Consider the following 13493-nt stretch of genomic DNA (forward strand, 5'->3'; position numbering starts at 1 on the left):
TGCAAGTTCCAGAATTTTAGGCGCTAATGCCGTTAAAGGCCGGTTAAAGAAAATTAAGCATTTGTTATTTAATGAAGCTGAAAATTTACTCCTCCAACCAATCTTTAAATGCCTTAACCCGCTCCCTGCTTACAACAAGCTGTTCCTGTGAAAAATTTTTAAGCTTTAGCTCGAGCCGCTGATTGCTATACCTAAGTATATCGGCTATATCATTCAGTTTTATAATAAACTTCCTATTAATTCTGAAAAATTGAGAAGGATCTAATTCTGTCTCCAGTTTTTCCAGGCTGCAATCGAGCAGGTAACTTCGGTTTTGGGTGGTGTGCAAATAAGTACCTTTATTTTCTGAATAAAAACAACTTATGTTTTCAACTTCAATGAGTTTTATATGTTGGCCTAATTGAATGCTAAAGCGCTTTTTATAATTCTGTTCGGGTTGCTGCAGTAAATTCCTTAAACCCGCAATATCCAGTCGCTCAGTAACCGACTGGTGATTTTGTTTGAATTTCGCCAATGCGGCCTCCAGTTCTTCATCGTCTATTGGCTTCAGCAAATAGTCTACACTGTTTAGTTTAAAAGCTTTCAAAGCATACTCATCATAAGCTGTAGTGAATATTACCGCTGCCTTTACCCTGGTTTTTTCAAAAATTTCGAATGAAAGTCCGTCGCTTAGTTGAATATCAAGAAAAATAAGTTCGGGGTGTGGATTGTTTTCAAACCAGGCCACCGCTTCCTCTATAGAATGCAGGTTAACCAGCACTTTTACATCCAGTTTTTCGAGCATTCGCTGCAGGCGCCTGGCAGCCGGCTTTTCGTCTTCTATGATTACGGCCTGTATCATTTAAATAGTTACTCCCAGGTGCGGGTTTTATCTTTTTCCATTAGTTCTTTGATCTTGCGCTCTTCCCAGGATTTTCCGAAGAAAATATTGGGACCAAAAACCCCGGCCCAATGCGCCATTAGTCCTATTCCCCAGAAAAATGCGGTGCTGTAATTCCAGAAATTACGACCTTCCCAAAAAAACAGGCTGCCAGAATTCATAATTAGTATAGCCAGGTTTACAAAGAGATATACCAGTAAATGAACATAAAAACCTTTGATATCCTTTACTTTTTTCTGGGCATTTTTATAGCGAATGCTGTTTTTATAATTGGTTTCCATTAGTTCCAGTTTTTAGATTGTTGTTCTTCTTTTTCCATCAATTCTCTAATTTTTCGCTCCTCCCAGTTATTTCCGTAGCCAAAAACCGAAAAGGCGTGGATGCTTAGTCCCAGACCCCAGCCAAATAAAGGGAACCAGAACCATTTAAAGTCCCAATAGGTATAATAATTAATAAAGATAATAAAAGGCATCACCAGCGCATAGGTGATAAGATGCCCGTAAAATTCCTTAATTTCTTTTACCCTCTGCTGGGCCTTGAAATAAGAGTTGCTTTCTTCTAATTCTTCTGTTTTCATAATTGATACTTGTTTGGTTAATATGGGAAGTTTTACTTTAAAATTATTTGAGGTTTCTTCAATATACACCTGTCGCCGGGTTAAATGCCCGTATCGGTTAATGATGTTCTGAAGCCCAAGCCCTTTTCTTTGCTGCAGCACTTCCTTCTTCTGAAGATTATTCTCTACCTCCAAATAGCCCTCACTTTGGTGAATTCTTATCTTTAAAGGCTTGCTTTCATTGGCAATATTATGCTTTACCGTATTTTCGAGCAGCAGTTGCAAGGATAGGGGGATGATTTTGGCATCGGGGTTTGAAATCTCTTCTGAAATCTCTAAACTCACCCCATTCTCAAAACGCATTTCCAGCAATTTTACGTAAGTCCTGGCAAAATCGAGTTCCTCCTGAAGCGCTACCAGTTCCTTATCTTTTTGTTCCAACACATAGCGATAAATTTTAGAGAGCGAGGTAGTGAATTTTTGAGCTTTTTCGGGATTTTCTTCAATTAAAGAACTAAGCACATTTAAACTATTGAATAAAAAATGCGGATCTAACTGATTCTTTAAACTTTCGAACTTTGCTGAAGCGGTGCCTGCAATAATCTTTTGCTCGGTAACTTTTTGCTCCTGCAGGGCCTTGTAAAAATAAATGAGATGAAAAAACAGCGAAATTATGGTTGTAAACAAAAGAGGAGCCAGGTAATATTTTAAACTTTCATTCTGAAGAAAAACCTCGATGGCCACTCCCTGAAACACTACCGCATCTACAAGTCGGCTGAAGAAATACCCCAGCATAGTTAAAATTATAGAGCCGGCCGAGGCGATTAAAATTCTCTTTATACCGGCATTCTCCCAGCCTATCTTCGAATTAAAATATGAGAAATAAGCCCAGTTAATCGAGGTTAAAACAAAGGAGTAAAAGAAAAACAAACCAAGCTTGCCTAAACTAAACAGCTCGTCCCAGGGCTCGCTTCCAAAAATGAGATTGAGAAAAGCAACTACCAGGGCGATGATCACCGAGATTTTAAGGATTTTAAACAGATGCTTCATAATCGAAATTTTTGATGTGATGACAAACCGGGTTCGTGAAAAGCTTCTCATCAAACTTAACCTCTGTGTGTTCTGGTTTCAGGATTACCTCAGCAGGCTTAAGCTCAGCTTCCAAACCAAAGATATTACAAAGCAAATAAAGCACGAACAAGATCATAAACTGTTGATTTTATGACCTCAAAATTGAAATAATTCAGGCAAGCTATAAATTATTACTTACCGAGTTGTAGAATTTAAAGGATGAATTGAAGTGGGGAGGTCTTAGTCGGTGACAAAAATTACGGGTTTTCCCTAGTTTCTTTTGGACTAGGTAATTCTTAAATTATAAGCTGACTAAAAATTCTAAACAATAAGGCCTATGCTGCAACATTACTAAATTAAAAGTTATTGTTTTTTTCGGTTTAGAGACGCTTCAGCTTGAGCGATTGATTGGATTTTATAGTCCTGGTGGGAATTATTAACCTTAAAAACCCTGAGCTATGAATCCTCTTTTAATGTTTTTCGAAAATTACCGAAGGGCACTGGCAGGCTTGCATATCGCCGCCAAAATTTTTGTGACCCTGGTACTGGCAGCCATTATCGTTGCCGCCATTTTTGCAATTATCGGTTGGCTAAATATGATTTTCTAAATCTCTGGAAGCATCATACTTTCAATTTCTACCGGGGCAAAGAAAAGGCTTGCCTGAATGTAAATTCAGCGCTTGCAAAAAAACCGTTTTCCAGGCGCAGGCCAGGAGAACGGTTTTTCTGGTTTATAGCTCTTTCATGATTTCCGAAAATATCCTGTAGGAATTCAAACGGGCCTGCTGTTCATAAATATGAGACACCACAACCAGTTCATCTACGCCGGTTTTCTCTAAAAATTCACGGGTTTGGGATTTTACAGTTTCCTTGCTTCCGCTAAAGGAAAATTTCATCATTTGTCGAACTGCGGGATGCTCTGCAAGTTCGCTTAATTCTTCATTCATTTTCACCGGCGGTTGCAGGTAATCGATATTTCCCGTAAGAACTCCAAGAATCATTTTTAAAAGTGAGGTGCTTAGTTTCTCTGCTTCCCTATCGGTTTCAGTAGCGATCACATTGATCCCGGCCAGCACGTAAGGCTTTTCGAGATTTTCTGAGGGCTTGAATTCGTTACGGTAAATATCCAGGGCTTCGAAAAGCTGTCCCGGGGCGAAATGACTGGCAAAAGCATAGGGCAAACCTAATTTGGCAGCCAGGTGTGCACTATCGGTACTCGAGCCTAAAATATAAATAGGCACCTCTACTCCTTCGGCAACTGCAGCTCTTACTTTTGCATTTTTATTATCTTCAGAAAAATACTGCTGAATTTGCTGCACCTCTTCAGGAAAGGCGTAGGCAGCTTTCATTCGATCGCTTCTAATGGCCTGTGCGGTATGCTGGTCGGTTCCCGGGGCCCGCCCCAATCCAAGATCAATACGCCCGGGGTACAAATTCCCAAGAGTCCCAAATTGCTCGGCTACGATGAGGGGAGAATGATTGGGCAACATCACCCCGCCCGAACCTACCCTAATGCTTTCGGTGCCCGCGGCGATATAGCCTATAAGCACAGCCGTGGCCGCACTGGCGATACTTTTCATGTTATGATGCTCGGCAAGCCAAAATCGGGTATAGCCCCAATCTTCGGCCATTTGAGCGAGTTCAAGGCTTTTCGCAAAGGTTTCGGCTACACTGCTATTGCTGGCCACGGTGGCCAGGTCCAGTATGGAATAGGCGGATTTCTTTTTCATAGATTTCAAATTTAGCACAAAACTTGCAACCACTATTTTATAAAGGATTGCTTTTATCTATAGGCTTTATAGAAAAATGCTTCTGAATATAAACCAGAATTTCCTTATTTTTCAGCCTCAATTTTTAATTTATCATGAAAAACCTGTTTTCCCTAATTTTGTTTTTAGCATTTCCGGCAGCCCTTTTGGCCCAGGAAAATTTACCTACCGATTATCTTTCGGCCGATTTTCATAAAGAACGCCGGCAGGCTTTGAGAGAACAAATGCCTGAGAACTCTGTAGCGGTATTTTTTGCCAATCCTGTGCGCAACCGTGCCAACGATGTAGATTTTATCTACCACCAGGATCCAGATTTTTATTATCTCACCGGTTATAAAGAACCCCATTCGGTTTTGGTTATTTTTTCTGAAGACCAGACCGGGGCTCAGGGCCAATCCTACAATGAAATTTTGTTCGTGCAGGAGCGCAATGCCAGGGCCGAACAATGGAACGGCTACCGCCTTGGAGTTGAAGGTGCTCAGGAAAAGCTGGGTTTTGAAACCGCTTATAACGGAAAGGAATTTTTGAATTCAGGAATAGATTTTACCGGTTTTGACCGGGTTTTGTATAAGGAATTCTTCAACGATTATCGCGATAATCCGAGAGACCCGGCCGATCTTTTTAGCCTGGTAGAAAGCTTTAAAACCCAAACCGGTTATTACCTGGAAGAAACTTCAGCTGAAAAACCCAACCGGGAATTGAATTCCGAAGGAAAAATGCCGGTGAAAAGAGCAAAATTAGACAACCGAAGCCTGCGCACTTATATGGCAGGTTTGCGCCAGATCAAAACCGAAGACGAGATGAAATTGCTTAAAAAAGCGGTTCGTATTTCGGCGATGGGCCAGCGCGAGATTATGAAAGCTATGCATCCCGGGATGTCTGAAACCGAAATTCAGGGAATTCACGAATATGTGTACAAAAAATATGGTAGTGAGTATGAAGGCTACCCCAGTATAGTGGGTGCAGGAAACAACGGCTGCATATTACATTATATAGAGAACAATAAAACGAAAGTAGATAATGAGCTGGTCTTAATGGATCTTGGTGCCGAATATCACGGATATACCGCCGATGTTACCCGCACCATTCCTGCAAACGGAAAATTTAACCCAGAACAAAAAGCAATCTACGATCTTGTTTACGAAGCTCAGGAAGCCGGAATCGCTGCTTCTACAGTAGGAAATTCCTTTACCGCCCCCGATAGAGCTGCCAGAGAAGTGATCAACAAAGGCCTGGTAAAATTGGGAATTGTGGCCACCGAAGAGGAAGCAAGACAATATTTCCCCCACGGCACTTCCCACCATATAGGTCTCGATGTTCACGATCCAGGCCTTGGCGGCCCATTTGAACCCAATATGGTGATCACCGTTGAGCCGGGAATCTATATTCCTGAAGGCAGCGACTGTGACCCCAAATGGCACGGAATTGCCGTGAGAATTGAAGACGATATTTTGATTACCGAAAACGGCCCGGTAAATCTTTCGGCTGAAGCGCCGAGAAAATCTGAAGAGATCGAAGCTTTGATGAAAGAGGAAAGTCCGCTGGGTCATTTCCACCTTCCTGAACTGGATTAAGAGAGTTCCAGAAACAACAAAAACCGGCAGAGATTTTATCGCAAAATCCTGCCGGTTTTTTGTTTTTAAAAAAAATTTCGGCGTTTAGGCCAGGCCAGTTGCGGTTTTTGAAAAATCCTTACTTATTGTAAGGAAAATTTTAAGGTGGTATGAAATATAGGTTTTAAGTTTGAACATCTATTAACCTTTTAACCTTAGTTTTATGAGATCATTTCAAATTTTTGGAGTTTTCATTGTATTTTTTCTGGCATGTACTTCGTGCCAGAAAGAAGAATCATATTCGGCCGAAGATTACGACCAGATATATGAAAATTCTGGTGCAATCGATGAAGAAGTATTGAGTAAAATTGAGGACCTGTTCTTTAATACCATCGATGCCGAAGTTACCGAAATCACCCTGCCCGATGGTTCAACCAAAAAAACCTATAAGGTAGAAGGCGATATTTTGCTGGAACCCGAACATTTAAGAAGCCTGCGGCCGGCCGATATTACCAGCAAGCAGTACCGAACCTATAACCTGGTTTACAGCCCCAGGTACATTCATGTAATTGGTTTTACCGGTGGTAACGGCCAGGGTTTAACCGCAAAGCAGCGAACAGCTTTAGAAAGAGCAGTTCAAAACTTTAATGCGCTGGAAATCGGTCTTTATTTTACCCTAAATTTCGGAACCAACTATGATCCTTACGATATAGTGGTATATCAAAATCCGAATGGAGAGGCAGGAGGTGTCGCGGGTTTTCCCAGTGGCGGCGACCCATACAAATGGGTTCAGATCTTCTCGGGGATGGAGAATTACAGCACCGCGGTGAACGAGCACGTTCTAACCCACGAAATTGGGCACAGCCTGGGCCTACGCCACACCGATTGGTACAGCCGTCAAAGCTGCGGACAAAATACCAATGAAGGAAGTTCACCATACGGAGCATTACATATTCCCGGCACACCCACCGGTTATGATTCCAGCTCTTTGATGTCAGCCTGTTTTAATACGAGTGTTAGCGGAAACTTTGGGTATTATGATAAAGTAGCCCTGGAGTATTTGTATTAAATAAAAATTGTTTTTTACTGTTTGTTAATTTGATCTATTAACCACCCTGATAAGGATGTTGCCTCAGGGGAGCATCCTTATCATTTTTTAAATGAAATTAATACTGAAGAGCTTTTATAAAGCTTTTCAAAACCTAAATAAAAAGTCAAACCTAAAACCACAACAAGATGAAAATTTCAAAATTCTTTTTAAGTCTAGCCTTTGTAGCCGCAATGATGATCTCCTGTGAGCCGGAAGAACTTCCACAAGATGAGCAATTAATTGAACTAGACCAGGTGAACCCGGTTAGTGATAATGGAGAAGAATCTAATCCACCAGCCAAGAGAGAAGTGAAGGACTAATAATAAAAACTTCCTTTGTGAAGTTTTTATTATTTTTATTCAAATTTTAAATCTAATTCCAATTAGAGTCCTTTTCCTTTTTTATATTCTAATCATTTTTAGCAGTTGCAAAAATGATCGCTATTTAGTAGAAAAAAATGAAAATAAAATTCGTTTTCAGGAGCAATTAGATTATTATGTAAATTCTAATTTAAGTAATTCCCAAAAGCTAAATAAAGTAATTTCTACTGAACCCGATAGTTTAAAGGAGAAGCTACTTTCCAGATTATCTTATCATTATTTAGAAAAAAATGACTCTATAGATTTTAAATTTTGGAATAAATCTGCTTTAAAAGAGGTGAAAAATCCTCAAAAATTAGGTGAGTTGCATTGGGATCTCGCCTATTATTTTCACGACAGGTATATCCTAGATAGTGCCTTCTACCATTATTATTCAGCATATAAATTATTTTCAGAAAGAAACGAAAATAATAATATGGCGAATATGCTATTGAATATGGCAATCCTACAGGAAAAAATCAATGACCATATTGGAAGTGAAGTATCTACGATCCAGGCACTTTCACTTATAGAAGACTCGAATGACTATGCGTTATTATATCGCATATATAATACTCTAGCAATCATAAATAATGGACTAAAAGATTATAATAAATCCTTAGAATATCATTTTCTGGCAGAGAAAGTTGCAAAGCAAATGAATGATAGCATCTTGCAATCTCGAAATCAAAATAATATTGGGGTCGTATATAAGAATTTAGGTGATTTCGAAAATGCTAACAGATTTTATCAGGTTGCGTTGAATATTGGAGAGATACGAAAAAATGCTCCAGAACTCTACGCCAAAATTCTTGATAACCAGGCTTATGCCGAGTTTCATTTAGATTATGAGCCTGAGGTTTTTTATCCGAAGAGTTGCAACGCCCTGCAGCTAAGGGATAGCCTTAATGATATTCCGGGAAAAATCATCAATCATATTCATTTGGGTGAATTCGACCTGGCAGGCAAAGACACTTCCAGCTCCAAAAATCATTTTTTGCAGGCCTATGAAATGGCGAAAAACACCCGAAACCTGGAGTATCGCCTGGAAAGTCTGCTCTGGCTTTCCAAAGTAGACGAGCAGGCCGGTAAATCTTATCTCGAAAATTACATCGCCCTTAGTGACAGCCTTAAACACGAGGAAAGGCTTATTCAGAATAAATTCGCAAGAATTCGCTTTGAAACCGATAAATACATCGAAGAAGCGGCGATCCTTAGCGGACAAAAAATATGGATAAGCATCGTAGCCGCAGTCACCGCGCTTGGTTTATTGTTGCTTTATCTTTTCAGTGTTCAGCGCGCACGTAACCGCGAATTGAGCCTGGAAAAAGATCAGCAAAAGGCGAATGAAAAGATCTATAAGCTGTTGCTCAAACAACAAATTAAGCTCGAAGAAGGAAGACAGGAAGAGCGCGCCCGAATTTCGCGCGAACTTCACGATGGGGTGCTGGGCAAACTTTTTGGCACCCGAATGAATTTTGGCCTGCTTAAGGAAAAATCGGTTCCCCTTAATGGCGAACAGGATAAACTTCTTGAAGAATTGCAGAATATTGAAGAAGAAATTCGCGATATCTCCCATAACCTTATTTCACAGGTAGGCTCAGAAAACCGTAATTTTCAGAATCTGGTCAAAGAACTGGTGGCGCAGATAAGGAAGCACTCGCCTATTAAAATCAAGCTGCATTTTTCAGATTCTTTGAGTTGGGATTCAATAGACGAAGAAGCGCAGATCAATCTTTATAGAATTTTACAGGAGGCTTTGCACAATATCATCAAACATTCCAAAGCTACCAAAGCCAGGGTTTGCTTTTTGACTGAAGATGAGAATTTACTGCTCAAAATTGAGGATAACGGTCGCGGATTTGACAGCACCAAAAAATTTAAAGGTATCGGGCTTCGAAATATGAAGACCCGAATCGAAAAAATTGACGGAAATCTTGAGATCGATTCAGGAAATAAAGGCACAACTTTTATCTTTAGGCTGAAATTAAAAGAAATCACTTGAAAGAGACCCGGGTTTTAATTGTAGATGATCATCCTATCATCACCAGCGCATACGAGAATGCTATTAGCCGATTTGTAGAGCTAAATACGCAGTACAAATTTGAAGTCACTACCCTGCACAGCCTCGACGAGGCGGTAAAGTTGCTGAAGGATGACGAATTTATCAAAAACCTGGAATTGGTTTTTCTCGATATTCGAATTCCTGAGAGCAGCGACGGGAAATTTAAGTCGGGAGATGATTTAGGGCGGGCTCTCAAAGAGAAAAAACCGCAGATAAAAATCATCATTTCCACCACTTTCAACGACAATTATCGCCTGCATAATATTATGCACAACCTGGATCCCGAAGGTCTTATCGTAAAGAACGACCTTGTACCCAAAAATCTACTCGACGCCCTGCAAACCGTTTTGGAAGGCTCTCACTACTACAGCAAAACCGTGATTGCCTTGCTTCGCAAACAGGTACTTTCAGACTTTCATCTCGACGAGACCGACAGGCAATTGTTGTTTGAACTAAGCATTGGGACCAAATTGAGAGATTTACCTAAAATTCTTCCGCTTTCTACCGGGGGTGTGGAAAAACGCCGCCGCCGGCTCAAGGAAATTTTTAAGGTTGAAGGAAAGGAAGACCGGGAGCTTATACTGGTTGCCAAAGAAAAAGGCTTTCTCTAATCTTCCTCTGCTTCAGCCCGCATTGTTTTGCGATAGCTGAAAAACATTTTCGAAATAGGAATAAACATTAAGGCTGAAATTAAAAACAGCACAAATGAAACCTTCAAATTTGAGAGGTGGGCGATATATCCCACCAACGGAGGGCCCAGCAACATTCCTGCAATGGCATAGGTTGAAATAATTGAAATCGCCATCCCTGCCGAATATTTTTCAGAAGAACCCGCCAGTAAAAAGGTCATGGGGAATATCGCTGCCACGCCAATTCCCACCAGGCAAAACCCGATAATCGCCGGCCAGAAATATGGAAAAACAATCATTAGCAATACTCCTGAAGCCACCAACAGGGATGAGAAAACATAGGTTTTTGGCATCCCGATTGCCTCGATCACTTTATCGGTCGTGAAGCGGGAAAGGGCCATAAATATCATAAAAATAAGGTAGCCCAGGGTAAAAAGATCTTCTCCCACCACTTCCTTAAAAAATACTCCGCTCCAGTCGAACATTCCGCCTTCGCAAATGGCAGCGAAGAAAACCAGCAAGCCCAGGTACAGGATGAATTTATCGGGTTTTCCCAGCCTTAGTTTGTTGCCGGCCGTGGCCCGGTCCCGCTTCAGCAGGTAGGGATAGGAAATCCCGCCCGCCATCAGGCAGATGATGCTTACCAATAGCATATGAACTTCCATAGAAACATTTAATTTCAGCATTAAGGTTGAAAATCCGACCCCGGTTACCCCGCCGGTACTCCAAAGCCCGTGAAAGGAACCGATTATCTTCTTCTCATAGGCCTTTTGTAAGGTGATAGACTGGGTGTTTACGGCGATATTAAAGATTCGCATCGCAAAGGCAAAAAGTGAAATCGATGCAATAAGCATCCAGATAGATTGAGAATAACCTATCCCAACCAGGGAAGCCGAAAGCAGGAAAAAAGCGGCCAGCAAAGGATGCCGGCTTTCGAATTTAGCCACCAGCCATCCCGATATGGGTAAACCTATAAGCGAACTGATGGGCATTGTGAGCAGCAAATTCCCTAGTTGAGCTTCATTTAGATCAAAGGTTTCCTTTATACTGGGAATTCGCGAAGCCCAGGTTGAAAAAAATAACCCGGTGATAAAAAAATAAGTGCTTAAGGCAATTCGCTGATGCTTTCGTGATTCCATAAGCTGCAAAGATGTTCGCTAAAAATGGAATCTGAAAATACTTTTGGAAATAATTATGCAGACTTATCCCGGTCTTTTGTCAAAGCCGGTACGGGTCATTTCACCCCAGCTCTTTTTACCCCGCAATTTTTCCCAATTTCCTTTTATAGCCGCATAGACCGTAAAGGGATGAAAATATAAAGGCTCGAGCAAGGCCATTAAGCTAAGTTTTCTAAGATCGGCCAGGCTTTCGTAGCGCTTAAAGGTAGCTTCTTCGGCATAAAGTGCCATAAGTGAAAACATCACTGCAAAACAATACACCAGCAACAAAAACAGGAAGAAAAATTTCCAGGAAATGATTCCGAAGGCAGCCAGCACAAAGGTGATTATAATTCCAAGGCTTTCAATAATAGGCGCATAATATTCACAAAACAGCCAGTAAGGATAGCTAAGCATTCCCAAAATTCGATACTTCGGATTAAAAAACATTTTGCGATGTGTCCAAAGCGTTTCAATGGTACCCCGCATCCAACGGCTGCGTTGTTTTCCTAAAATCTTCAGAGATTCGGGAGCTTCGGTCCAGCAAAGGGGATCGGGGATATATTGTACCGTATAGGGGCGTTTGTGTTCGATCATATATCGCCTCATTCTCACGATAAGCTCCATATCTTCCCCCACCGTATTGGTATCGTAACCTCCGGCCTCAAGGGCTATATTCCGGTCAAACATCCCGAAGGCACCAGAGATAATAAGTAACCCATCTAGCTTGTTCCAGGCCATTCTTCCAAGGATAAAAGCTCTTAAATACTCGATCACCTGGGAACGCGCCAGCAAATTGTCGGGGGCTTTTACTTCGATTAATTTACCAGATTTTATCACGCAGGAATTCGCGATGCGCACTACCCCGCCGGTCGCGATAATTTTTTCATCAGATTCTTCCAAATAGGGTTTTGCGAGCTTCAGCAAAACATCTTTATCCATAATACAATCTACATCGATACAAACCACATAAGGATTTTCAGAAATATTGAGGCCGGTGTTAAGTGCATCGGCTTTCCCTCCATTTTCCTTATCTACAACAATTAACCTGGAGTATGCAGCATTTGAAGAGCGGTAAATTCCTCTAACATTCTTAGTAGGAATCCCGGCTGTGTATTCCTGCCCGCTAAGTTGCAAATCGAAAGCTTTGGTAAGAACTTCCATAGAATTATCCTTGCTCCCATCATTGACTACAATCACATTAAAATTATTATAGTTGATGCTAAGCAGGGATTTTACATTTTCCTCTATGGTCCTGGCTTCGTTATATGCCGGGGCGATAAGCGACACTCGCGGGGCCGATTCTAAAGATAACAACGCATTATAATTCACAAAGCGGTTTCGCTTTAAGTAGGCCTTAAGTGAAAACCCTGAAATGGCAGCTAAAATGAGATAAGAAAACATCACAAAAACCGCAAATATCAGGATGAGATAGTTGAAAATGCTAATAAAAAGGTCGAGGCTTTCAATACCGGTCATATCAGGAAATTTGTTCGGTCTTTCTTAATGCTCTTTTTAGTTCCACCCGAATTTGCTCATTCTTCGTTTTTGAAAAATATTCTGAAAGCAGGCTGTAATGTTCGGGTTTGTTATAATGATTTATAAGCCGCACGGCCATTAGCAAGAGAGACTGATTTTTAGTGTTGAGCAAATCGGCTATATTTTCGGGTGCCGGGATATGGTGGCGTTTCACGGTATAAAGAATATTACTCTGCACCCAATCGTTTAGATAGAGTTTAGATTTATTGAATTTCGCCAATTCGGTAATACCTTTAAGCTTTATCATTCCCAACAAAACCTCGGTTCGCACCAATTCGTGCTCGTGATTCTTGTAACTCACAATTCGCGGATAAGCCTTTACATAATTCATATTCGATAAATCCCGAATCCCCTCAACAATATCAGTCCATTTTTCCGAATTCAACTTTTTCAAGGAATAATCGGCAAGTCCCGATTGGGCATAAAAATCTTCCAGGCGTTTGCTATAGGCACCACTGTAGCTGTAGTGCAGCGAAATAATTGACTTTACGCAAAGCCTTTTAAAAAATCCCGATTCAAAATTTTTGCTGAAGCTTACTTCTTTTGTGATCTCCTCGATTTTTTTGTCATCAAATAAAAAGCTGAATAAGGCTGCATCTATTTGCTGCTGAAAGATTTCCTTTTGCCGTGACTCTTTTAACCTTTTTGTACGTTTTACCAGGGTTACGATAAAAAAGCCCATACCTGTGAGAATGAGAACAGCAATGCTAAACAGCAAAACCTGCTCAAAATATGGTTGATGATATGGCAAGGAGTTTTGCTGCATTAATTAAATCGCCAAAAGTATTAGCCAAAAACAAAATAACCTATTTGCCAGGGGTCTGA

The 13493-nt window shown here is 40.8% G+C and carries 14 protein-coding genes; 6 read left to right on the forward strand and 8 right to left on the reverse strand.

Translation table 11 applies throughout. The features are described from left to right. Positions 1 to 85: 85 nt before the first annotated feature. Genes ACW6QP_RS06765 through ACW6QP_RS06780 form a run of 4 tightly spaced genes read right to left on the reverse strand, consistent with a single transcriptional unit; the run spans position 86 to position 2643 of the window. Positions 86 to 838 (reverse strand): LytR/AlgR family response regulator transcription factor, encoded by a 753-nt coding sequence (locus ACW6QP_RS06765; protein ID WP_457910184.1) that lies wholly within the window; start codon positions 836 to 838, stop codon positions 86 to 88. A gap of 11 nt (positions 839 to 849) precedes the next feature. After that, positions 850 to 1161 carry a 2TM domain-containing protein gene (locus ACW6QP_RS06770; RefSeq protein ID WP_457910099.1) on the reverse strand — a complete coding sequence of 104 codons (312 nt, stop codon included), beginning with the start codon at positions 1159 to 1161 and terminating at the stop codon, positions 850 to 852. Further along, entirely contained in the window at positions 1161 to 2486 is a 1326-nt protein-coding gene (locus ACW6QP_RS06775; protein WP_457910100.1) for a 2TM domain-containing protein, read from the reverse strand. The genes ACW6QP_RS06770 and ACW6QP_RS06775 overlap by 1 nt, the downstream gene beginning before the upstream one ends. Beyond that, complete coding sequence (locus ACW6QP_RS06780) at positions 2470 to 2643, reverse strand: hypothetical protein (RefSeq protein WP_457910101.1); 174 nt, start codon at positions 2641 to 2643, stop codon at positions 2470 to 2472. Before ACW6QP_RS06780 ends, ACW6QP_RS06775 begins: the two co-directional genes overlap by 17 nt. A 322-nt stretch (positions 2644 to 2965) precedes the next feature. On the opposite strand from ACW6QP_RS06780, the gene ACW6QP_RS06785 reads away from it, so the two are divergent. Further along, positions 2966 to 3115 (forward strand): hypothetical protein, encoded by a 150-nt coding sequence (locus ACW6QP_RS06785; protein WP_457910102.1) that lies wholly within the window; start codon positions 2966 to 2968, stop codon positions 3113 to 3115. 123 nt (positions 3116 to 3238) lie between these two features. On the opposite strand, the gene ACW6QP_RS06790 is transcribed toward ACW6QP_RS06785, so the two are convergent. Next, on the reverse strand, positions 3239 to 4237 hold the full coding sequence (locus ACW6QP_RS06790) for an LLM class flavin-dependent oxidoreductase (RefSeq protein WP_457910103.1): 999 nt from the start codon (positions 4235 to 4237) through the stop codon (positions 3239 to 3241). 134 nt (positions 4238 to 4371) lie between these two features. Here ACW6QP_RS06790 and ACW6QP_RS06795 point away from each other — a divergent pair, with 134 nt between their 5' ends. The 5 genes from ACW6QP_RS06795 to ACW6QP_RS06815 all read left to right on the forward strand — a co-directional run bounded on the left by ACW6QP_RS06795 (position 4372) and on the right by ACW6QP_RS06815 (position 9954). After that, positions 4372 to 5850 carry an aminopeptidase P N-terminal domain-containing protein gene (locus ACW6QP_RS06795; RefSeq protein ID WP_457910104.1) on the forward strand — a complete coding sequence of 493 codons (1479 nt, stop codon included), beginning with the start codon at positions 4372 to 4374 and terminating at the stop codon, positions 5848 to 5850. 202 nt (positions 5851 to 6052) lie between these two features. Next, positions 6053 to 6898: a M57 family metalloprotease gene (locus tag ACW6QP_RS06800; protein WP_457910105.1), complete on the forward strand. Its 846-nt coding sequence runs from the start codon at positions 6053 to 6055 to the stop codon at positions 6896 to 6898. Between the two features lie 167 nt (positions 6899 to 7065). Then, the gene (locus tag ACW6QP_RS06805) at positions 7066 to 7239 is read left to right on the forward strand and encodes a hypothetical protein (RefSeq protein ID WP_457910106.1); all 174 of its coding nucleotides are present in this window, start codon (positions 7066 to 7068) and stop codon (positions 7237 to 7239) included. Positions 7240 to 7576: 337 nt separating this feature from the next. Further along, positions 7577 to 9283, forward strand: a complete 1707-nt coding sequence (locus ACW6QP_RS06810) for an ATP-binding protein (RefSeq protein WP_457910107.1) — start codon at positions 7577 to 7579, stop codon at positions 9281 to 9283. Then, the gene (locus ACW6QP_RS06815; protein ID WP_457910108.1) at positions 9280 to 9954 is read left to right on the forward strand and encodes a response regulator; all 675 of its coding nucleotides are present in this window, start codon (positions 9280 to 9282) and stop codon (positions 9952 to 9954) included. The genes ACW6QP_RS06810 and ACW6QP_RS06815 overlap by 4 nt, the downstream gene beginning before the upstream one ends. Here ACW6QP_RS06815 and ACW6QP_RS06820 read toward each other — a convergent pair. The 3 genes from ACW6QP_RS06820 to ACW6QP_RS06830 form a co-directional block, all read right to left on the reverse strand. Next, complete coding sequence (locus ACW6QP_RS06820) at positions 9951 to 11111, reverse strand: MFS transporter (RefSeq protein WP_457910109.1); 1161 nt, start codon at positions 11109 to 11111, stop codon at positions 9951 to 9953. The two genes, ACW6QP_RS06815 and ACW6QP_RS06820, sit on opposite strands and share 4 nt — an antisense overlap. 63 nt (positions 11112 to 11174) lie before the next feature. Next, a complete protein-coding gene (locus tag ACW6QP_RS06825; protein WP_457910110.1) occupies positions 11175 to 12608 on the reverse strand; it encodes a glycosyltransferase family 2 protein in 1434 nt (477 codons plus the stop codon). Position 12609: 1 nt separating this feature from the next. Beyond that, a complete protein-coding gene (locus tag ACW6QP_RS06830) occupies positions 12610 to 13434 on the reverse strand; it encodes a hypothetical protein (RefSeq protein WP_457910111.1) in 825 nt (274 codons plus the stop codon). Between the last annotated feature and the right edge of the window lie 59 nt (positions 13435 to 13493).

The sequence above is a fragment of the Salegentibacter haimaensis genome, assembly GCF_054121495.1.

Excerpts from the sequence above, each read along its gene's own strand:
- ACW6QP_RS06775 (WP_457910100.1), bottom strand. The coding sequence starts at position 2,486 with ATGAAGCATCTGTTTAAAATCCTTAAAATCTCGGTGATCATCGCCCTG.
- ACW6QP_RS06780 (WP_457910101.1), bottom strand. The coding sequence starts at position 2,643 with ATGATCTTGTTCGTGCTTTATTTGCTTTGTAATATCTTTGGTTTGGAA.
- ACW6QP_RS06795 (WP_457910104.1), top strand. The coding sequence starts at position 4,372 with ATGAAAAACCTGTTTTCCCTAATTTTGTTTTTAGCATTTCCGGCAGCC.
- ACW6QP_RS06785 (WP_457910102.1), top strand. The coding sequence starts at position 2,966 with ATGAATCCTCTTTTAATGTTTTTCGAAAATTACCGAAGGGCACTGGCA.
- ACW6QP_RS06825 (WP_457910110.1), bottom strand. The coding sequence starts at position 12,608 with ATGACCGGTATTGAAAGCCTCGACCTTTTTATTAGCATTTTCAACTAT.
- ACW6QP_RS06800 (WP_457910105.1), top strand. The coding sequence starts at position 6,053 with ATGAGATCATTTCAAATTTTTGGAGTTTTCATTGTATTTTTTCTGGCA.
- ACW6QP_RS06790 (WP_457910103.1), bottom strand. The coding sequence starts at position 4,237 with ATGAAAAAGAAATCCGCCTATTCCATACTGGACCTGGCCACCGTGGCC.
- ACW6QP_RS06805 (WP_457910106.1), top strand. The coding sequence starts at position 7,066 with ATGAAAATTTCAAAATTCTTTTTAAGTCTAGCCTTTGTAGCCGCAATG.
- ACW6QP_RS06830 (WP_457910111.1), bottom strand. The coding sequence starts at position 13,434 with ATGCAGCAAAACTCCTTGCCATATCATCAACCATATTTTGAGCAGGTT.
- ACW6QP_RS06820 (WP_457910109.1), bottom strand. The coding sequence starts at position 11,111 with ATGGAATCACGAAAGCATCAGCGAATTGCCTTAAGCACTTATTTTTTT.
- ACW6QP_RS06770 (WP_457910099.1), bottom strand. The coding sequence starts at position 1,161 with ATGGAAACCAATTATAAAAACAGCATTCGCTATAAAAATGCCCAGAAA.